Genomic DNA, 19,583 nt, shown 5'->3' with positions numbered 1-19,583 from the left:
GACAAGCACAATCGCCCCTGTCAGGCCCATTCCCCCTCGAAATTCGCGGGCACGTAGAGATTGTGGCGCCCGAGGTTCTTCACATCCCGCTCGCCGCAGAGCGCCATGGAGATGTCGAGTTCCCGGTGAATGACGTCGAGCGCGGTCTTGACCCCCTGCTCCCCCATCGCGCCGAGCCCATAGACGAAGGCCCGCCCGACGAACACGCCCTTCGCGCCGAGCGCCACCGCCTTCAGCACGTCCTGTCCCGAACGCACGCCCCCATCCATATAGACCTCCGTCCGGTCGCCCACCGCACGCAGGATCGGCGGCAGCCGCCGGATGGAGGACAGCGCGCCATCGAGCTGCCGCCCGCCATGGTTGGACACGATGATCCCGTCGGCCCCGAAATCGGCGGCGCGCTTCGCATCCTCCTCGTCCAGAACGCCCTTCAGAATGATCTTTCCGCCCCACAGATCGCGGATCCGCTGGATCTTCTCCCAGTCGAGCTTGGGATCGAACTGCTCCGCCGTCCAGGAGGACAGGGAGGAGACATCGCTCACGTTCTTCGCATGTCCCACGATATTGCCGAAGGTGCGCCGCTTGGTCTGCAGCATCTCCATCCCCCACTGCACCTTCGTGGCGAGGTTCAGGATATTGGCGGGCGTCATCTTCGGCGGGGCGGACAGGCCGTTCTTCAGATCCTTGTGTCGCTGGCCGAGGATCTGCAGATCCAGCGTGATCACAAGGGCAGAACAATTCGCCTTCTTCGCCCGTTCGATCAGCCCCTCCAGAAACTCCGTGTCCCGCATGACGTAGAGCTGAAACCAGAAGGGTTTCACCGTATGGGCGGCGACATCCTCGATGGAGCAGATCGACATGGTGGAGAGGGTGAAAGGCACGCCGAACGTCTCTGCCGCCCGCGCGGCCTTGATCTCCCCGTCCGCGCGCTGCATCCCCGTCAGCCCGACGGGCGCCAGCGCCACCGGCATGGCGACGGGCTGGCCCAGCATCTCGGAGGCCGTCGTCCGGCCCTCCATGTTCACGGCAACCTTCTGGCGCAGGCGGATGTCGGCGAAATCGGAGGAGTTCTCGCGGAAGGTCTGCTCGGTCCAGCTTCCCGATTCCGCATAATCGTAGAACATCTTGGGCGTGCGCCGCTTGTAGAGCCGCTTCAGGTCGTCGATCGAGGTAATCACGGTCATGTCAGTCTCCGGGATGGCTTCCTTTTCCTAGGGCCCGGAGGCCCGGGTTTCAACGTCTGTGGGCGCTTGGAACCCGAAGCGGGGCCTCCATGCCGGGCCGGCATTCGCTTTCCCGCCCGCTTTTCCCCGCAGCCACCTTCCCCGCGACCCACCATCCGGGCAGCAGAATGAACCGGGAGGCCCAATGCTCCGCGCTCAGCCGCTGCACATGTAAAGTGCGCCTCCCACCGCCACGACAGTGACTGCCGCGCCCGCAAGCGCCACCGGGCCGCCGACGGTCGCCGCCAGCGCCGCGCCAGCCCCCTGAAGGGCGCTGGCGACATGGGCCGCCGTGCCCGACAGCACCACCGCGCCCGCCTGCTGAGCCAGCGCACCGAGCAGGCCCGGCGGTGATTGCTCCGGCGCGGCAGGTTCCTCCACCCGGATGCCCAGACCGGACACCGCCATGACCTCCCCCGCCGTCGCCTTCACCCCCCGGCAGATCAGGCCCGGCTTCCGGCAGCGGCCATACCCGTCCCGCGCGCCGGTGGCGAAGCCTGTGTATTGCTCCCCTTCCGCATCCCAGACGGCGCAGAACACGCCCCGCTCCGTATCGTCGAGATCGGGCGTGAGCTGGCGGAGCACGATGAGGCCGGGACAGGTCGCCCCCTTGGCGAACCAGCCCTCGCGGTAGGAGGACCAGACCTCCTCCTCATCATCGAAGGTGAGCGCCACAGGCTCCCCGTTCACCCGCGTCTCGCAGGTGCGCAAGGCGGCATGGGCGGGGAGCGACGACAGCAACAGCAGGAGAAGAACGGCAGCGAATCGGAACATGGGGGAAAACGCCGGTTTTTCCGCTACATACCACAGCAGAGACGCTGCGGCAGGCCCTGCTTTCCCGTCATTGGCACAGCGGGTGGCTTGACTTTCGGGCCGCTTTGGACCATCTTCCGCCGATCCGTTCCGCTGCCGCGTGAGCAGGCCCGGCCAATGTGCCGCCCGGACGGATGAGATTTTCCCGGTTCCCATATCACGCAGGGGCGCCGCGTCCAGACGGCCCGCCGGTATCCGCCGGAGGGTGAGGCCTCGGACGCCACTCTTGCCAGCCGGCACCCGCGCTCCCCGCGGGGGCCTGACCGATGACGCGCGTCCGCGCCCGTTGCCCCGAAAGGCACAGATGACACAGTTCGATACTCTCGGCCTCGACAAGAGGCTGCTCACCACCCTTGCCAAGCAGGGGCTTACCCAACCCACCCCGATCCAGTCGGGGGCCATTCCGCATGCCATGCAGGGCCGCGACGTTATGGGCCTCGCCCAGACCGGCACCGGCAAGACGGCGGCCTTCGGCCTGCCGATCCTGCACCGGCTCCTGAACATGGGCAAACCGCCCGCGCCCATGACGGTGCGCGCCCTGATCCTCGCCCCCACGCGGGAGCTTGTGAACCAGATCGCGGAGAACCTTGAACTCTACGCCGGCACCTCGCCCATCCGGGTGCAGCGCATCATGGGCGGCTCCTCGCTCCATGCGCAGGCGACCCGTCTGCGCCGCGGCACGGATATCCTCGTCGCGACGCCCGGCCGCCTGATCGACCTTCTGGAGCGGGAGGCGCTGACGCTGGAGCACACGGGCTATCTCGTGCTGGACGAGGCGGACCAGATGCTGGACCTCGGCTTCATCCACGCGCTGCGCAAGATCGCCCGTCACCTGCCGGTGCGGCGGCAGACGCTGCTGTTCTCGGCCACCATGCCGAAGCAGATGGAAGAGCTGGCCCAGACCTACCTGCGCGATCCGGTGCGGGTGGAGGTTTCGCCCCCCGGCAAGGCCGCCGACAAGATCGACCAGTCGGTCTATTTCGTGAATCAGGGCGACAAGGCGACGCTGCTGAAATCGCAGCTCGACAGCCATCCGGGTGAAATGGCGCTGGTCTTTTCCCGCACCAAGCATGGCGCGGAGAAGCTGATGAAGCATCTCGACGCCTCCGGCTATGCGGCCGGATCCATCCATGGCAACAAGAGCCAGAACCACCGGGAACGCACGCTGAAAGCCTTCCGGGACGGCGAGTTGAAGGTGCTGGTCGCCACGGATGTCGCGGCGCGCGGCATCGACATTCCGGGCGTGCGTCATGTCTATAACTACGACATGCCGAACGTGCCGGAGAACTATGTCCACCGCATCGGCCGCACGGCGCGGGCGGGGGCTGATGGGCGGGCCGTGGCTTTCTGCGCTCCTGCCGAGATCTCCGAACTGCGTGCGATCGAAAAGGTGATGAAGATCGCCATTCCCGTCGCAGGCGGTGAACCGCCCGTGGGCGAACCGCAGAAGCGGGCACAGGGCAGGCCGCAGGGAGGGGACCGTCGCGGGGGACCGGGGCGCAACCACGGCAACAGCAACGGCAACGGCCGTCCGGCGCGGCGTCCTTCGCGCCGCCCGAAGCGGGAACAGCGGGCCACCGCGGGGGCATGATCCCCTGGCGCGGCGCTGGGGGCCAATGTCTCCGCGCCGCGCAGCGCACCTGTTTCCGTGCCGCGCCTTTATCAGGCCGCTGAAAGAGTCGGGCATTGGGCTTGCGTTGAGAGCCAGGAAATCGGTCCGGTCGAGAGCCAGAACTTGCGGTTTCTCAGACGCTCTCCCCGCAATGCGGGAACATCTCCGCCTCAGGGCAATCCCGGAATGCATTTTTCAGCAGCCTGTCATGGCTTCGCGGCCGAGGGGCAGCGGGGCCACTACCCTATCCGCGGGGTCTCCTGCCCCCTGGGGCTGGAGGTCATCGGGAGGGTGCTTTCCCCTGCATCTGCATGCCGGCCCGGAGTGTCGGCATGGCCCTGCTGCCCGCGACCAGGCGATCCTCACCCCGTAAATCCGCAGTGAAAATCTGATGGCCAAGCTCTTTCTGCATTACTCGACCATGAACGCGGGCAAGTCCACCGCGTTGCTGCAGGCCGCGCATAACTACCGCGAACGGGGGATGGAGGTGTTGCTCCTCACCTCCGCCGTGGATGACAGGGCCGGCCCGGGGCGGATCGCGTCCCGCATCGGCATCTCCTCCGCCGCCGAATGCTTCTTGCCGGAGGACGATCTTTTCCACAGGATCGCGGAGCGCGCGCCCCTCGCCTGCGTCTTTGTCGATGAGGCACAGTTCCTGACGGCACCGCAGGCCTGGCAACTGGCCCGCGCGGTGGACGATCTGGACATACCCGTGATGTGCTACGGCCTCCGCACCGATTTCCGAGGCGATCTGTTCCCCGGTTCCGCGGCGCTTCTGGCACTGGCGGATGAGATCCGGGAGGTCCGCACCGTCTGTCACTGCGGGCGCAAGGCGACCATGGTGGTGCGGCTCGGCCCGGATGGGGCGGCGCTGCGCGAAGGTTCGCAGGTGCAGATCGGCGGCAACGAAAGCTACGTCTCCCTCTGCCGCCGCCACTGGCTCGCCGCGATGGGGGACTGACGCCCGCGCGTCCGGGCAGGCAGAGCCCTCCCCCACAGGCTTTGGGCGAAGCGAAAGCAGCCGCCACCCTGACCCACCACCCAGCCCGAACGCACCCCGCCTGAATACCCCGCGAATGCAGAGCCCCAAAAGCAAAGGGCCGCGCCCGGGAGGCGCAGCCCTTCATAAAGCACAAGATACGAAAGAACTCAGTTCTTGGCGTAGAATTCGACGACGAGGTTCGGTTCCATGCGGACCGGATACGGCACATCGCCCAGCTGGGGCGTGCGCACGAAGGTCGCGGTCAGTTTGGAGTTGTCGACTTCGAGGTAGTCCGGCACATCACGCTCGGTCAGCTGAACAGCTTCCAGAACGATGGCGAGTTGCTTGGACTTGTCGCGAACCGCGATCACGTCGCCTTCCTTCACACGGTAGGAGGCGATGTTCACCCGCTGGCCGTTCACGGTCACATGGCCGTGGTTGACGAACTGGCGGGCGGCAAACACGGTCGGAACGAACTTCGCGCGATAGACGACGGCGTCGAGACGACGCTCCAGCAGGCCCACCAGGTTTTCGCCGGTATCGCCACGGACGCGCTCGGCTTCCGCGTAGATGCGACGGAACTGCTTCTCGGTCAGGTCGCCATAGTAGCCCTTCAGCTTCTGCTTGGCGCGCAGCTGCGTGCCGAAGTCGGAGAGCTTGTTCTTGCGACGCTGGCCGTGCTGGCCGGGGCCGTATTCGCGCTTGTTCACCGGGGACTTCGGACGGCCCCAGATGTTTTCGCCCATGCGGCGGTCGATCTTGTACTTGGCAGAGGTGCGTTTGGTCACCGCTGATCTCCTTCGATAGGGCCGGAAGGCCGTGAAGGGCGTTGTCCTTTCCCTTGCGGGCGACAGGATTCCCCTCGCGGGGTCCACCAACACCAATAATTCCGCACCCCTGAGGGGGCCGGACGCGGCGGCATATATCGCGGCGCCCGGTCTGTCAATGCGGGGGCAGTCGATTCATCCGGCCCTGCCGGCGATACGCTGCGAAAAACCCGGCCCCGCAAAACCCCGGCCGGGGAGGGAGTGTGCCTCACCCCGCCGAGGCCGCCTCCAGCGAAGCGATATCGAATTTCACCATCCGCATCATCGCTTCCGCCGTGCGCCTTGCGGCTTCCTTGTCCGGTTGGGACATCAGCTCGATCAGGCGGCGGGGCACGATCTGCCAGGAAAGCCCCCAGCGGTCGCGGATCCAGCCGCATTCGACCGGCGTTCCTCCAGCATCGGCGATGGCGGACCACAGCCTGTCCACCTCCGCCTGATCGTCGCAGAGCAGCGTGATGGAAAAGGCAGGGGTGAACGGCTCGCCATCCCCCGCCTCCATCGCCTGATACCACTGATCGCCCAGATGAAAGGTCGCCACGCGCACGCTGCCCGCTGGTCCGGCGGGACTGTCGGCGGCCATGGTCCATTGGGCGTCGATGCCCGAGCCGGGAATGAGCGACGTGTAGAACGTCAGCGCGGCATCCATGCCGTTCGCGAACCAGAGGGTCTGCACCACCTCCATCACACCCCCCCCTTCGGGCCGACCAGTCCGAACGCCGCGCCCTCCGGGTCGCTGGCCACGACGATCCAGTCGCCGCCCGGCACCTCCACCGGGCCGACCCGCACCTTGCCCCCGGCGGCCGTCAGCCGCGCCACGGCCGCCGCCACATCATCCACGCCGAAGTAGAACAGCCACGCGGGCGGCGGCGCGGAAGCGTCACCGTTCATCACCGCGCCGAGCACCGTCTCACCCTGCTGGATGAAGCGGTAATCGCCCTGCTCGGGGGAGATCGGCATGCCGCCGCCCGCCGTCCAGCCGAACAGCGCCCCGTAGAAACCAAGGGCCGCCGTCTGATCGGAGGTGGTGAGTTCGTTCCAGCGGCAATGGCCCGGACTGTCCTGGAAAGCATGGCTTTCCCAGCCGTCCTGAAGGGACATGAGGGCGAACATTGCCCCCTGCGGATCGGTGAGGACCGCCAGACGCCCCGCCGCAGGATTGTCCATCGGTCCGGCCAGCACTTTGCCGCCCGCCGCCGCCGTCGATGCGGCGGCGGCGTCCACATCCCCGACGGCAGTGTAGGACAGCCAGCCGACCGGCATCTCCGCCGCCGCCGGGAACAGACCGCCGACCATGTCCTCCCCGGCCAGCAGCAGGCGGTAGCCGGGGCGGCCCGCATCCGAGTCCCGGATGGTCCAACCCAGCAGCGCCCCATAAAAGGCCGCTGCCCGCTCCGGCGCGCGCGTCAGCAGTTCATACCACACCGGGTCGCCATGACGGTTCGCCATGGTCAGGCCACGGTGTCGAGGATGACCTCGAACCCGCCGAACACCATGCGCTTGCCGTCAAAGGGCATGTTCTTTCCCATCTCCTCCATGCGGGGATCGGACATCATCTTTTCAAAGGCGGAATCCCTGACGGAGCGGGACGGGAATTCCATCCAGCTGAATACCACGTCCTCCCCCTCCTCCGCCTTGACCGCGCGGCGGAAGTCGGTCCACTTACCCTCCTTCACGTCGTCGCCCCACGCCTCCACGATGCGGGTCGCGCCGAACTGGCGCAGCAAGGCCGCGCCTTCCTCCGCGTGCTTGCGATAATCCTCCCGCCGGTCGGCGGGGACGGCCAGAATGAAACCTTCGACATAGGACATGACATCTCCTCCCTGAAGAATCGCTTCCCTTGACTTATTGAGTTGATATCAACATAACAACGTCATGTCAAAGAAAGTTCCGTTCCAGACCACGCTCGCCGTCCACGACAGTTGCCTTTGCCTGCATGTGCAGCGCGCGGCCCGCCGCCTTGCGCGGCGGTTTGACGATGCGCTCCGGCCCTTCGGACTGTCCAACGGGCAGTTCTCCTTGCTGATGGCGCTGAACCAGCCCGAACCGCCGACGCTGGGCCGCGTGGCGGAGATCCTCGCCATGGACCGCACGACGCTTACCGCGGCGTTGAAGCCGCTGGAGCGGGACGGTCTGGCGACCAGCACTCCCGATGCGAAGGACAAACGGCAGCGGCGGCTCGCGCTGACCGAAGCGGGCCATGCACGGCTGCTCGCGGCGCTCCCCGCCTGGCACCGCACCCATGCGGAGCTGACATCGGCGCTGGCCGAGGAGGACGACCGTCTGCGCAGCCTGCTTGCCGCGCTCTAACAGGCTGCTGAAAACGTTCGGAGGTGTCGTCTCCATGCTCTGGAAATCGGGAAATCAGCCGGGAAATAACCCGGAACATGTAGATTTCCGGCTGACCTTCACCAGAGTGCGAATGATATCCGCTCCAACGCGGAGCCTAAAATCTTTTTCAGCGGCCTGCTAACCCGTGGAGAGGGCAAGGTCGATGCGGTGGCCCGGCGCGAAGAACTGCCGGACATGGGTGATGACCGCCGCCTCCCGCCGGGTGGAGCGTTCGACGACCAGCAGTGCGGCCCCTACTGCCGCGCCCAGATGTCTGGCCACCTCCGCCTCCGCCGCTTCTGCGGAGATGCGCATGTCGCCGGCGCTGAAGGGGGTATTCTCCACCAGCCATTCATTGGCGCTGACGCGCTCCAGATCGACGGCAAGGATCTCGGGCACGGCAGCGGGGTTGATCCAGCGGTCCTCGAACACATGCGGCGCATCATCCGCGAGATGCAGGGAGCGGAGATGCAAGAGCGCGCGCGCCGGATCGAGCCCGAGCCGCAGGGCCAGCGCCGCCGGTGGCGGCTCCGTCCTGCGGGAGATCAGCCGATAGCCATAGGCCGCGCCGCTTTCCTCCACATCGCGGTGAAGGACGGGTATCTCGAGCTGCGCCCGGCCTGCGGGGGCCGCGGCGACGCGGGTGCCCGCGCGGCGGCGGCGTTCCAGCACGCCCGCCGCGGCAAGGTCGCGGAGCGCGCGGTTCACCGTCGCCCGCGCGCAGCCGAACTCCACGGCGAGATCGGCCTCGTTCGGGATGGAGGTGCCGGGTGGCCAGTCACGGGCGCGGATGCGGCGAAGCACCTCGTCGCGGATCGCCTGCCACGAGGCGCCGGAGCGTATCTGGGCGACGGTCAGAGCCGCGCCCTCAGCCGGGCCAGCGTCTCCCGGTAGCGGGCGGCGATCCGGTCCCGCGAAACATGCCGCCCCTCCGTCACCACATGCCGCCCGGCGGACCAGACATCGCTCACCATCCGGTCATCGCCCGCGAAGATGTAGCTGTCGAGGATCACATCCCCCCGCCGTCCATCCAGATCGACCGCCCCGCCGTCCAGCGCCACGAGATCCGCCCAGAGACCCGGCGCGATGCCGCCCGCAGCGCGGCCCGCCGCCTGGGCACCGCCCTTGGCCGCGCCCTCGAACAGCACCCGGCCCGTGGACCGCTTCTGCTCCGCCAGCACCGCGCGGGCGCGGTCGCGCAGCCGCTGGGAATACTCCAGCGTGCGAAGCTCCTCCGCCAGCGCGATGCGGACGTTGGAGTCGGAGCCGACACCGAAGGCGCCGCCCGCGTCCAGAAACCGCCGCCCGTCGAAGATCCCGTCGCCGAGGTTCGACTCCGTGATCGGGCAGAGACCCGCCACCGCCCCGGAGCGCGCCATCGCCTCCGTCTCCGCCGGTTCCATCTGCGTGGCATGGATCAGGCACCAGCGCTCATCGACAGCGGCATTGTCGAGCAGCCAGCGCACCGGGCGGGCGCCGCGATGGGCCAGCACCTCCTCCACCTCTGCCACCTGCTCGGCCACATGGATATGTACCGGCCCATCGGGCGCGAGCGGTAGAACGGCCGCCAGCCCCTCCGGGTCCGCGGCGCGGAGGGAATGCGGCGCGATGCCGATCCGCGCATCGCCGGGCAGCGTCGCCACCGCCTGAGCAGCGGCGGCATGCAGCACCGCGAAACTGTCGGGCGTGTTGAAGAACCGCATCTGCCCCGGGCCCAGCGGGCGCCGGTCGCAGCCGCCATACTGGTAGAACACCGGCAGCAGGGTAAGCCCGATGCCGGTATCGGCCGCTGCCGCCACGATCCGGGCCGACATCTCTGCGGGATCGGCGTAGGGCGCGCCGTTGGGCGTATTGTGGAGGTAGTGGAACTCCGCGACGGCGGCATAGCCCGCCTCCAGCATCTCCACCTGCACGAACGCGGCAATGGCTTCCACATCTTCCGGCGTCAGATGGTCGAGGAAGCGATACATCAGCCCCCGCCACGTCCAGAAACTGTCCTTCGGATCGGGGCCACGCCGTTCGGTCAGCCCCGCCATCGCGCGTTGAAACGCATGCGAGTGCAGGTTGACCGGCGCGGGCAGCAGGATCGGATGGCGCTCGCCCTCCGCCTCCGTCCCGCAGGTCACGGAGAGGATGCGGCCCTCCGCGATCTCGATCCGCACGCCGTCGCGCCAGCCCTCCGGCGTCAAGGCGGTTTCGGCCCATAGAATGGTCATGGCAGTGTCTCCAGCCGGATGAGCAGAACCTCCGCACCCTCCGGCAAATGCAGCGTCTCGTCCCGGTCGGGTATCAGAGTGTCGAACCGGGCGACGTCAATCCCGTTCACGGTGAACGCAGTCAGGGCAAAAAGAAGCATGTGGCGCTCCTCCGGCGAACCGGCCGGATCGGCCTCCGGCAGGTCGTCAGCGCCCCGTGCAGTGGAAGCGGGCTGGCCGGTGCCCGCCCGCAGGCCGGGAACCAACGCGGGGTTGAGGACCACGGTGGGGTTGGGAACCACGGCAGGGTTGAGGACCATGGCGGGCCCGGTCTGCCGTGTCACCTCGTGAGAGACCCTGCCCCGGCGCGTCATGACGTTCAGGTCCGTCACCTCACCCGCCAGCAGGCGGGAAGCGGCGGGCACGTCGCCCGGAAAGGCGAAGGGCACGCCGGGCGTCAGCCGCGCCTCCCGCCCGGCCACGGTAAGGACGATCCCCGCGCCGGTCAGAACCGTCAGCGTCCTGTCCACGCCGGGAAAGGTCGAGAACGCGCCATCCTCCGCCACCGTCGCCATGGAGAGCCGCCAGTCGAACTCCCCCGTCTCCGGCGCACGCGCGATCTCCCGGGTGAGGCCGCCGCCATTCTTCCACGGCTGGGTCAGGTAATCACTGACGGAAAGATGCCTCATGCCTTGCCCTCCAGCCCGGCGGAGGCTGCGCCCGAAGCCCCCGGCACCCGCATCTCGAACGTCTCGCTGATGGCGGCGTAATCGTAATAGCCCATGCGGGCGAGCGGGCGGATGCGGGGATAGTCGAGCTTCCCCTCCGGGGTCAGGACGCTGTCCTTCACGTGGATGCGGACCACCTCGCCATAGACCACCTCCACCCAGCCGTGGCTGGAATTGCCGCGCAGGCGGTGGGTGGAAAGGTAGCGGCATTCGAAATGCGCGGGACTTTCCGCAACACGGGGGCCGGGGGCCTCCACGCAGGGTTCTGGGGTGACACCGGCGCGGAGGAACTCGTCATCCCCGTCGGGCCATTCGGCGGCGGAGATGTTCACCGCCTCCCGCAGCTCCCATGTCGCCATGTTCCAGACGAACCAGCCCGTCTCCTCGGCGTTCACCACCGAATGCTTGCGGCGGCCGTCCGAATACTGGTTGGCCGCAAACATCACCATCGGCGGGTCGAAGGTCAGGTTCTGCCACTGGCTGTAGGGTGCGAGGTTCGCCACCCCCGATCGCGAGACGGTGGAGATCCAGCCGATGGGGCGCGGCACCGTGCAGGCCTTGAAAGGCGAGAACGGCAGCGGGCAGGCCTCGCGTCCGGGGGCGTAGTCCATCTCAGTTCCCCAGAATGCCGGGCAGGCGCAGCCCGTGTTCCGTGGCGCAGTCGATGGCGATGTCGTAGCCGGCATCGGCGTGGCGCATCACACCCGTGGCCGGGTCGTTCCACAGCACCCGCTCGATCCGGCGCGCGGCATCCTCCGTCCCGTCGCAGCAGATGACCATGCCCGCATGCTGGCTGAAGCCCATGCCCACGCCGCCGCCATGATGCAGCGACACCCAGGTCGCGCCGGAGGCGGTGTTCAGCAGGGCATTGAGCAGTGGCCAGTCAGACACGGTGTCGGACCCGTCACGCATCGCCTCCGTCTCCCGGTTGGGGCTGGCGACGGAGCCGGAGTCGAGGTGATCCCGCCCGATCACCACCGGGGCCTTCAGCTCGCCGTTGGCCACCATCTCGTTGAAGGCAAGGCCCAGCCGGTGCCGGTCGCCCAGCCCCACCCAGCAGATCCGCGCGGGCAGACCCTGAAACGCGATCCGCTCCGCCGCCATGTCCAGCCAGTTGTGCAGATGCGGGTTGTCCGGGATCAGCTCCTTCACCTTGGCATCGGTTTTCGCGATATCCTCCGGGTCGCCCGACAGCGCCGCCCAGCGGAACGGCCCGATGCCGCGGCAGAACAGCGGCCGGATGCAGGCGGGCACGAAACCGGGGAAGGCGAAGGCGCGCTCGAACCCTTCTTCCAGCGCCATCTGCCGGATGTTGTTGCCGTAATCCACCGTGGGCACGCCCGCGTCGTGGAAGCCCACCATCGCCTCCACATGCCGCCGCATGGAGGCGCGGGCGGCGCGGTTCACCGCTTCCGGGTCGCTCTCCTGCTTTGCGCGCCATTCGGCGACCCCCCAGCCTTCGGGCAGGTAGCCGTGCACCGGATCATGGGCGGAGGTCTGATCCGTCACGATGTCCGGGCGGATGCCGCGTTTCAGGAGCTCGGGGAAGATCTCGGCGGCATTGCCCACCAGACCCACGGATTTCGCCACCCCCGCCTTCGTCCAGCGGTCGATCTTTTCCAGCGCCTCGTCCAGCGTATGGGCCTTTTCATCGACGTAACGGGTGCGCAGGCGGAAATCGATGCGGCTTTCGTCGCATTCCACCGCCAGACAGCAGGCGCCCGCCATCACGGCGGCCAGCGGCTGCGCGCCGCCCATGCCGCCCAGGCCACCGGTCAGCACCCATTTTCCCTTGAGATCGCCGTTGTAATGCTGGCGGCCCAGTTCCACGAAGGTCTCGTAGGTGCCCTGCACGATGCCCTGCGCGCCGATGTAGATCCAAGACCCGGCCGTCATCTGGCCGTACATCATCAGGCCCTTGCGATCGAGTTCGTTGAAATGCTCCCAGTTCGCCCAATGCGGCACGATGTTGGAATTGGCGATCAGCACGCGCGGCGCGTCCTTGTGGGTGCGGAACACGCCCACCGGCTTGCCGGATTGCACCAGCAGCGTCTCGTCATCGTTGAGCGTCTTCAGCGTCGCGACGATCCGGTCGAAATCGGCCCATGTCCGGGCCGCCCGCCCGATGCCGCCATAAACCACGAGGTCATGCGGGCGCTCCGCCACGTCGGGGTGAAGGTTGTTCATCAGCATCCGCAGCGGTGCTTCGGTGAGCCAGCTTTTCGCGTTCAGTTCCGTGCCGGTCGGCGGGAAGATGTCGCGCTGGTTGTGGCGGGGATCGGCGTTCATGGCGTTATTCCTTGCGGGCAAGCGCAGCCGCAAGCGCGGCGAGGCGGTGGAGGATCAGGGAAAGATGCGGGCGGAGCCGCGCGGCCTTCGTCTCGTCATAGGCGAAGGGTTGGGCTTCGGTGGAAAGGTGGGTGGATTGGGCAAGCTCCATCTGTATCGCGTGGATGCCCTCAAGGGGCCGCCCGTAGTGGCGCGTCGTCCAGCCGCCCTTGAAGCGCCCGTTAAGGACATGCGTATAGCCCTCCGCCGCGGTGGTGACGCCGGTCAAGGCCTCCGCCACCTGCGGTGCGCAGGTCGTGCCGTTGTTGGTGCCCACGTTGAAATCGGGGAGCGTACCCTCGAACAGGAAGGGGATGCGGCTGCGGATCGAATGGCAGTCATAGAGGATCGCCACGCCATGCCTTGCCCGCACCCGCTCCACCTGCGCGGCCAGTGCCGCGTGATAGGGCGCATGGAAGGCCAGCCGCCGCCGCTCCACCTCCGCCGCATCGGGCGTCTCCGCCCAGATCGGGTTGCCGTCGAAATCGGTGAGCGGCACGAGGCCGGTAGTGTTCTGCCCGGGATACAGGCTCTCCCCCGACGGATCGCGGTTCGCGTCGATCACGTAGCGGTGGAACCGCGCCCGGACCGTGGTGACGCCGGGCAGCAGGTCCGCATAGAGCCGCTCGATGTGCCAGTCCGTATCGTCCAGCCCCCGGCCCCGCTCGTTCAGCGTCTTTGCCACGTCATTCGGCACCCATGTGCCGGTATGCGGCAGGCCCAGAATGACCGGCCCCTCCCCTTCGGAAACCTCGAATACCTGCATTGTCATCCTTCCAATCCGGCCTCCAATCCGGCCTCCAGTCTGGGCAGCATGTCGGCGACCGGCGCGGTCAGCGCGCCGCTGGCCACCAGCGCCGCCGCTGCCGCCAGATCGGGGGCCATGTAGCGGTCCTGCGTCAGGGTCGGCACCACGCCGCGCACCACGGCCATCACCCTGCCAAGGCCCGGGCTGGTCGCCAGCGGCGCACGGAATTCGATGCCCTGCGTGGCGGTCAGCGCCTCTATCCCCAGAATGGCGTTTAGGTTCTCCACCATCCGCAGCAGCCGCCGCGCGCCGTGGCAGGCCATGGAGACGTGATCCTCCTGATTGGCCGATGTGGGCGTCGAATCGACCGAGGCCGGGTGGGTCATCTGCTTGTTTTCGCTCATCAAGGCGGCGGAGGTGACCTCTGCGATCATCAGCCCGGAGTTCAGCCCCGGCTCCGCCGCCAGAAACGCGGGCAGCCCGAAAGACAGCGCCGGATCCACCAGCAGCGCGATCCGCCGCTGGGCGATCGCCCCGATCTCCGACACGGCCAGCGCGAGGATGTCGGCGGCGAAGGCCACCGGCTCCGCATGGAAATTGCCGCCGGAGACCACGCTGTCATCGGTCAGCACCAGCGGGTTGTCCGTCACCGCATTCGCCTCCACCTCCAGCGTGCGGCCCACCTGCCGGATCAGGTCGAGCGCCGCGCCGTCCACCTGCGGCTGGCAGCGGATGCAGTAGGGATCCTGCACGCGGGTATCGCCCTCCAGATGGCTTTCGCGGATCGCCGAGCCGTCCAGCAGCGCGGCGAGCGCCGCGCCCGCGTCGATCTGGCCGCGATGGCCGCGCAGGCGGTGGATTTCCGGGTGGAAGGGCGCGGACGACCCCATCGCCGCATCGGTGGAGAGCGCGCCCGTCACCAGCGCCGCCTGCGCCGCCCGATGCGCGCCGAACAGCCCGGCCAGCGCCAGAGCGGTGGAAACCTGCGTACCGTTGATGAGGGCCAACCCCTCCTTGGCGGCCAGAACCACGGGGGACAGGCCCGCCTGCATCAGCGCATCGCGGCCCGGAAGACGGGTGCCGCCGACGACGGCCTCCCCCTCGCCCATCATCACGGCGGCCATATGGGCGAGCGGCGCCAGGTCACCCGACGCGCCCACCGACCCCTGTCCCGGAATGACCGGCACGACCCCCCGCGCCAGCATCTCCTCCAGAAGCGCCGTCACCGCCGGCCGCACGCCGGAGGCACCCCGCCCCAGCGACACGAGCTTCAGCGCCAGGATCAGCCGCACCACCGGTTCGGGCAGCTGCTCCCCCACGCCGCAGCAATGCGACAGGATCAGGTTGCGCTGGAGCGTCGCGGTATCGGCGGCCCCGATGCGGATGGAGGCGAGCTTGCCAAAGCCGGTGTTCACGCCATAGACGGCCTCGTTCCCCGCAGCGATGGCGGCGATGCGCGCCGCGGCCCGCGCGATCCCCGGCGCAGTCGCCGGGTCCAGCCGCGCGGCAGCGCCGTCGCGATAGATGCGTTCAAGCTGGGCAAGCGTCACCTGCCCCGGTGTCAGCGTGATCGTCATTCGGCAAATCCGCGATAGACCCGCTGATGCGCGGGATTGAAGCCCAGCCAGTAGACCAGTTCCGCAGGCGACCCGATCTGCCACAGGGTGAAGTCGGCGCTCTTGCCCGCCTCCAGCGTGCCCGTCTCCGCCAGAAGGCCAAGCGCGCGCGCGCCCTCCCGCGTGACCCCGGCCAGACATTCCGCCACCGTCAGGCGGAACAGCGTGGCGCCAAGGTTCATCGTCAGCAGCAGGGAGGTGAGCGGGGAGCTTCCGGGGTTGCAGTCGGTGGCAAGCGCGATGGGCACGCCCGCCTCGCGCAGACCGGCAACGGGGGGCATTTGCGCCTCCCGGATCGCATAGGTCGCACCGGGCAGCAGCACGGCGACCGTCCCGGCCGCCTCCATCGCCGCAATGCCCGTGGCGTCGAGATATTCCAGATGGTCGCAGGACAGCGCGCCATATCCCGCCGCGAAGGCACTGCCGCCGGAATCCGACAGCTGCTCCGCATGGAGTTTCACCGGCAGGCCGAGCGCCCGCGCCCTCTCGAAGAGCAGGCGAAGCTCCTCCGTGGTGAAGGCGATCCGCTCGCAGAACCCGTCCACCGCGTCGATCAGCCCCTCCTCATGGCCCTGTTCCAGCCCGGGGATGGCGACCTCCCGGATGTAGTCGGCGTTCCGGCCGCGGTAATCCGGCGGCACGGCATGGGCGGCGAGCCATGTCGTCCTGACCCGCACACTCCGCATCCTGCCCAGACGACGGGCGACGCGCAGCATCCGCAGTTCGGCCCCGATGTTCAGCCCGTAGCCAGACTTGATCTCGACGGTGGAGGTGCCCTCCGCCAGCATGGCGTCCAGCCGGGGGAGGCTTTCGGCCAGCAGGCGATCCTCCTCCGCCGCATTCACCGCAGCGACGGAGGAGAGGATGCCGCCCCCCGCCCGGGCGATATCCTCGTAGCTCGCCCCGGCCAGGCGCATCTCGAACTCCCGCGCGCGGTTGCCGGCAAAGACCAGATGCGTGTGGCAATCCACGAAGGAGGGCAGGATCCACCCCCCGCCGCAATCCGTGACGGAAAGATCATCCAGGCCCTCCGGCAGCCCCGCCTCCGGCCCGGCATAGATGATCCGCCCGTCCCGCACCGCCACCGCGCCCTGCTCCACCGGAGCGGCGCCTTCGACCATCGTCAGGAGGCGGGCATTGCGCCACAGGCCGGAGCCGTTGCCGCCTGCGCCGTCAGAAAAGAGTTCCATGTCGCTCTCCGTCCGATTCGCCTAATATGTATGTACATATTAGCACCTATTTTCCCGCCCGCTTCCACATGTTTTGAAGAAGGGCCCGTCGCATGACACGCCATGGTGCCATTTCCGCCGCACTGCCCCGCCTGCCTCGGCGGGGAACTGCCGTCCGTCTTTCAGGGCGTCATGGCTGCTGGTGGCGGCTGGCCGGGATATCTCCCGGCCCACCGTCAATGCGCGGCTGCCGCGATCGCCTCGCCCCGGATTTCCTCCGTCAGCTTCAGCCGGATCTGCGAGAATTCGGGCGAGGATTTGAGCGTGTAGTCCCGCGGATGGCCGAACGGCACCGGCGTGATCGACTTGATCCGCCCTGGACGCGCGCTCATTGTCACCACGCGGGAGGCCATGAAGACCGCTTCCTCGATGTCGTGGGTCACGAAGATCACCGTCTTCTGTTCCCGCTCCCAGATCCCCAGCAGCAGCTCCTGCATCAGGCTCCGGGTCTGGTTGTCCAGAGCGCCGAAGGGCTCGTCCAGCAGCAGGACGCGCGGTTGGTTGGCCAGCGCCCGCGCGATGGCGCAGCGCTGCTGCATGCCGCCCGACAGGTGGCGCGGCCAGTGCTCCTCGAACCCGCGCAGGCCCACCCGGTCGATGTAGCTCTCCACGATGTCCTTCTGCTCGCCCGCCGACACGCCCTTCTCCCGCAGGCCAAAGGCGATGTTCTGGCGCACCGTCAGCCAGGGGAACAGCGTATAGGACTGAAACACCATCCCCCGCTCCGCGCCCGGACCCTTCACCGGCCTGCCGTCCAGCGTGATCGTCCCGGCGGTGGGCGTGTCCAGCCCCGCCACCATGCGAAGGAGCGTGGACTTGCCGCAGCCGGAGGGACCGAGGATGGTGACGAAATCGTTCTCCTCCAGCGTAAGGTCGGTGGGTTGCAGGGCGAGCACCGGCTGGCCGCCCCGGACGCCGGGAAAGGTGCGCGTGACGCCGCGGATCTCCAGAAGGCTCATGTGTATCTCCAGGCGAAAAGGCGCAGGTTCAGGCGGCGGAAGGCAAGGTCGGTGATCAGGCCGATCACCCCGATGACGATGATGCCGAAGATCATCTGCCCCGTCGCCATCAGGCTTTGTGCGTTGATGATCATGTAGCCGATGCCCGACGATGCGCCGATCAGCTCCGCCACGATCACATAGGTCCAGGCCCAGCCGAGCACGAGCCGCAGCGTCTCGGCGATCTCGGGTGCGGCGGAGGGCAGAATCACCCGGCGCAGGATGCCGTTCTGGCGCGCGCCGAGCGTATAGGCGGCCTCCACCAGATCCTTGCGCGTGCCCGCCACGATCACCGCGATCATCAGGATGAGCTGGAACACCGAGCCGATGAAGATGACGAGCAGCTTCTGCATTTCGCCGATCCCCGCCCAGAGGATGAGCAGCGGCACGAAAGCCGAGGCAGGCAGGTAGCGCGCAAAGGACACGAACGGCTCGAACAAAGCCTCTATCGGCTTGTAGGCACCCATGGCGATGCCCAGTGGCACCGCCACCACCGTCGCCATGGCGAAGCCCCCGAAGACCCGCCAGGCCGTCATGCCGATATCCGTCAGGAAGCCGCGTTCCGTGAGCAGCCACCAGCCGTCCTTGAGCATCTGCACCGGGCTGGCGAGGAAGGTGGGCGAGACGTAACCCGTGAGCGTGACCCCCGCCCAGAGGGCGAAGAACAGGATGAAGAAGATGATCCCCAGCACCATGCGCAGGCGCGGGCTTATCGGTTCGAGCGGTTTCATGAGCGTTCCGGCGGCCTTCCCGGTTGTTGGTCCGAACAGGCCATCGGCTGTCGGCTGTCATTGCAGGCGGGCGGAGGCAGCGCCCCCGCCCGGTCGTTGCGTTACTGAATGAACTGCGTGTCGATCAGCGCGGCCACGTCAGGCTCGGACTTCAGCAGGCCCATCTCCACCATCAGCTTCCCGGCCTTGCCCGCGAAATCGAGGTATTCGCCCGCGAAGAAGGTCTTGGCCGCCGCCAGATCCTGCCATTCGAGATACTGGGCCGAGCCCTTGAACTGCTCCGCCGTCTGGTTCACGTCGGCGCCCATGATGCCGAAGGCCTTCTCCGGCTCCGCCTTGATGAGGTCGAGCGCCTCCTGATAGCTTTTCGCCAGCGCCTTTGCGGCCTCCGGGTTCTTCGACAGGAAATCTGGGGTGCAGCCGAAGGTATCCATCACGGCGGGGTAGTCGATCGTCGTGGCGATGATCTTGCCCGCATCCTTTGCCTCCCGCACGGAGGAGAGATAGGGCTCATAGGTCATCGCCGCGTCGTTCTGCCCGGCGATGAAGGCCTGCGCCGCCGGTCCCGGCTCCAGGTTCACCACGCGCACGTCCGACATCTTCAGCCCGTTTTCATTGAGGATCCAGGCGAGGAAGAAATAGGGTGAGGTGCCGGGGGCCGAAGCGGCGATCGTCTTGCCCTTCAGGTCGGAGATCTTCTCGACATTGCCGCGCACCACCATCCCGTCCGCGCCATGCGATTTGTCGAGCTGGAAGATCTGCTTGGCAGGCACGCCGTTCGCGCTCCACACCAGCCAGGTTTCCACCGTGGTCGCCGCGCAATGAATGTCACCCGACGCCATGGCGAGGCCCCGGCTGGCCTGCGGGATCTTCTTCAGCGACACGTCGAGCCCGTTCTTCTCGAAGATCCCCGCTTCCTTGGCAAGCGTGAGGGGTGCGAACCCCGTCCAGCCGGAAAGCCCGACCGTAACGGGAGTGGCAGCGCTTGCCGCGCTGGAGATGAGACCCAGCGCGAAAGCGCCGAGAAGCGTTCTGACAGTCATCTTTTTCAACCCTGTTCAGTAGTCTTTTGCCTAGCAGGACGCCTGAAAGCTGCTTTTGTCTATACAAATTCACCAGAAGATCGCGGAAAAATGGGGCATCGCCCAATAATTACGCATGCGTGCCCAGTCGGCTCGCGTCCGGCTCACCAGGGGGACCAATACGAGCCAAGTGGCAATGCGAC

20 protein-coding genes are annotated in these 19,583 nt (G+C 67.5%); 3 read left to right on the top strand and 17 right to left on the bottom strand.

Features of this window, described 5'->3' with window-relative positions; all coding sequences use genetic code 11:
- Positions 1 to 20 precede the first annotated feature (20 nt).
- Together CDV49_RS17660 and CDV49_RS17655 are read right to left on the bottom strand one after the other, a co-directional pair.
- Positions 21 to 1,184: an alpha-hydroxy acid oxidase gene (locus CDV49_RS17660; RefSeq protein WP_088216709.1), complete on the bottom strand. Its 1,164-nt coding sequence runs from the start codon at positions 1,182 to 1,184 to the stop codon at positions 21 to 23.
- A gap of 195 nt (positions 1,185 to 1,379) precedes the next feature.
- Positions 1,380 to 1,997, bottom strand: coding sequence for a hypothetical protein (locus CDV49_RS17655; RefSeq protein ID WP_088216708.1), 618 nt, complete (start codon positions 1,995 to 1,997; stop codon positions 1,380 to 1,382).
- A gap of 343 nt (positions 1,998 to 2,340) precedes the next feature.
- Between CDV49_RS17655 and CDV49_RS17650 the strand changes: the two genes are divergently transcribed.
- Both CDV49_RS17650 and CDV49_RS17645 read left to right on the top strand, forming a co-directional pair.
- On the top strand, positions 2,341 to 3,627 hold the full coding sequence (locus tag CDV49_RS17650) for a DEAD/DEAH box helicase (RefSeq protein ID WP_088216707.1): 1,287 nt from the start codon (positions 2,341 to 2,343) through the stop codon (positions 3,625 to 3,627).
- 412 nt (positions 3,628 to 4,039) lie between these two features.
- Complete coding sequence (locus tag CDV49_RS17645) at positions 4,040 to 4,609, top strand: thymidine kinase (RefSeq protein WP_088216706.1); 570 nt, start codon at positions 4,040 to 4,042, stop codon at positions 4,607 to 4,609.
- A gap of 188 nt (positions 4,610 to 4,797) precedes the next feature.
- On the opposite strand, the gene rpsD is transcribed toward CDV49_RS17645, so the two are convergent.
- The 4 genes from rpsD to CDV49_RS17625 all read right to left on the bottom strand — a co-directional run bounded on the left by rpsD (position 4,798) and on the right by CDV49_RS17625 (position 7,265).
- Positions 4,798 to 5,418 (bottom strand): 30S ribosomal protein S4, encoded by a 621-nt coding sequence (gene rpsD / locus CDV49_RS17640; protein WP_088216705.1) that lies wholly within the window; start codon positions 5,416 to 5,418, stop codon positions 4,798 to 4,800.
- Positions 5,419 to 5,665: 247 nt separating this feature from the next.
- On the bottom strand, positions 5,666 to 6,139 hold the full coding sequence (locus CDV49_RS17635) for a VOC family protein (protein ID WP_088216704.1): 474 nt from the start codon (positions 6,137 to 6,139) through the stop codon (positions 5,666 to 5,668).
- On the bottom strand, positions 6,139 to 6,903 hold the full coding sequence (locus CDV49_RS17630; protein ID WP_088216703.1) for a VOC family protein: 765 nt from the start codon (positions 6,901 to 6,903) through the stop codon (positions 6,139 to 6,141). Before CDV49_RS17630 ends, CDV49_RS17635 begins: the two co-directional genes overlap by 1 nt.
- A gap of 2 nt (positions 6,904 to 6,905) precedes the next feature.
- Positions 6,906 to 7,265: a DUF1428 domain-containing protein gene (locus tag CDV49_RS17625; protein ID WP_088216702.1), complete on the bottom strand. Its 360-nt coding sequence runs from the start codon at positions 7,263 to 7,265 to the stop codon at positions 6,906 to 6,908.
- Positions 7,266 to 7,329: 64 nt separating this feature from the next.
- Here CDV49_RS17625 and CDV49_RS17620 point away from each other — a divergent pair, with 64 nt between their 5' ends.
- A complete protein-coding gene (locus CDV49_RS17620; protein WP_088216701.1) occupies positions 7,330 to 7,764 on the top strand; it encodes a MarR family winged helix-turn-helix transcriptional regulator in 435 nt (144 codons plus the stop codon).
- Between the two features lie 159 nt (positions 7,765 to 7,923).
- On the opposite strand, the gene CDV49_RS17615 is transcribed toward CDV49_RS17620, so the two are convergent.
- The 11 genes from CDV49_RS17615 to CDV49_RS17565 form a co-directional block, all read right to left on the bottom strand.
- Positions 7,924 to 8,601, bottom strand: coding sequence for a UTRA domain-containing protein (locus CDV49_RS17615; RefSeq protein WP_088216700.1), 678 nt, complete (start codon positions 8,599 to 8,601; stop codon positions 7,924 to 7,926).
- A gap of 38 nt (positions 8,602 to 8,639) precedes the next feature.
- On the bottom strand, positions 8,640 to 10,001 hold the full coding sequence (locus CDV49_RS17610; RefSeq protein ID WP_088216699.1) for a formimidoylglutamate deiminase: 1,362 nt from the start codon (positions 9,999 to 10,001) through the stop codon (positions 8,640 to 8,642).
- The gene (locus CDV49_RS17605; protein ID WP_088216698.1) at positions 9,998 to 10,669 is read right to left on the bottom strand and encodes a HutD/Ves family protein; all 672 of its coding nucleotides are present in this window, start codon (positions 10,667 to 10,669) and stop codon (positions 9,998 to 10,000) included. Before CDV49_RS17605 ends, CDV49_RS17610 begins: the two co-directional genes overlap by 4 nt.
- The gene (locus tag CDV49_RS17600) at positions 10,666 to 11,319 is read right to left on the bottom strand and encodes a flavin reductase family protein (protein WP_088216697.1); all 654 of its coding nucleotides are present in this window, start codon (positions 11,317 to 11,319) and stop codon (positions 10,666 to 10,668) included. The genes CDV49_RS17605 and CDV49_RS17600 overlap by 4 nt, the downstream gene beginning before the upstream one ends.
- 1 nt (position 11,320) lies before the next feature.
- Entirely contained in the window at positions 11,321 to 12,997 is a 1,677-nt protein-coding gene (gene hutU, locus CDV49_RS17595; protein WP_088216696.1) for a urocanate hydratase, read from the bottom strand.
- A gap of 4 nt (positions 12,998 to 13,001) precedes the next feature.
- Positions 13,002 to 13,802: an N-formylglutamate deformylase gene (gene hutG / locus CDV49_RS17590; protein WP_088216695.1), complete on the bottom strand. Its 801-nt coding sequence runs from the start codon at positions 13,800 to 13,802 to the stop codon at positions 13,002 to 13,004.
- A 2-nt stretch (positions 13,803 to 13,804) separates the two neighbouring features.
- The gene (gene hutH / locus CDV49_RS17585; protein ID WP_088216694.1) at positions 13,805 to 15,361 is read right to left on the bottom strand and encodes a histidine ammonia-lyase; all 1,557 of its coding nucleotides are present in this window, start codon (positions 15,359 to 15,361) and stop codon (positions 13,805 to 13,807) included.
- On the bottom strand, positions 15,358 to 16,590 hold the full coding sequence (hutI, locus tag CDV49_RS17580; RefSeq protein ID WP_088216693.1) for an imidazolonepropionase: 1,233 nt from the start codon (positions 16,588 to 16,590) through the stop codon (positions 15,358 to 15,360). The genes hutH and hutI overlap by 4 nt, the downstream gene beginning before the upstream one ends.
- A gap of 215 nt (positions 16,591 to 16,805) precedes the next feature.
- Positions 16,806 to 17,588 carry an ABC transporter ATP-binding protein gene (locus CDV49_RS17575; protein ID WP_088216692.1) on the bottom strand — a complete coding sequence of 261 codons (783 nt, stop codon included), beginning with the start codon at positions 17,586 to 17,588 and terminating at the stop codon, positions 16,806 to 16,808.
- Positions 17,585 to 18,358 carry an ABC transporter permease gene (locus CDV49_RS17570; protein WP_088216691.1) on the bottom strand — a complete coding sequence of 258 codons (774 nt, stop codon included), beginning with the start codon at positions 18,356 to 18,358 and terminating at the stop codon, positions 17,585 to 17,587. The genes CDV49_RS17575 and CDV49_RS17570 overlap by 4 nt, the downstream gene beginning before the upstream one ends.
- A gap of 101 nt (positions 18,359 to 18,459) precedes the next feature.
- Entirely contained in the window at positions 18,460 to 19,401 is a 942-nt protein-coding gene (locus CDV49_RS17565) for an ABC transporter substrate-binding protein (RefSeq protein ID WP_088216690.1), read from the bottom strand.
- Positions 19,402 to 19,583 lie beyond the last annotated feature (182 nt).

Source organism: Haematobacter genomosp. 1 (assembly GCF_002196855.1).
In the GTDB taxonomy this organism is placed as follows: domain Bacteria; phylum Pseudomonadota; class Alphaproteobacteria; order Rhodobacterales; family Rhodobacteraceae; genus Haematobacter.
The sequence above is the reverse complement of the archived record's forward strand: the minus strand, read 5'-3'. Positions and strand labels throughout refer to the sequence as shown.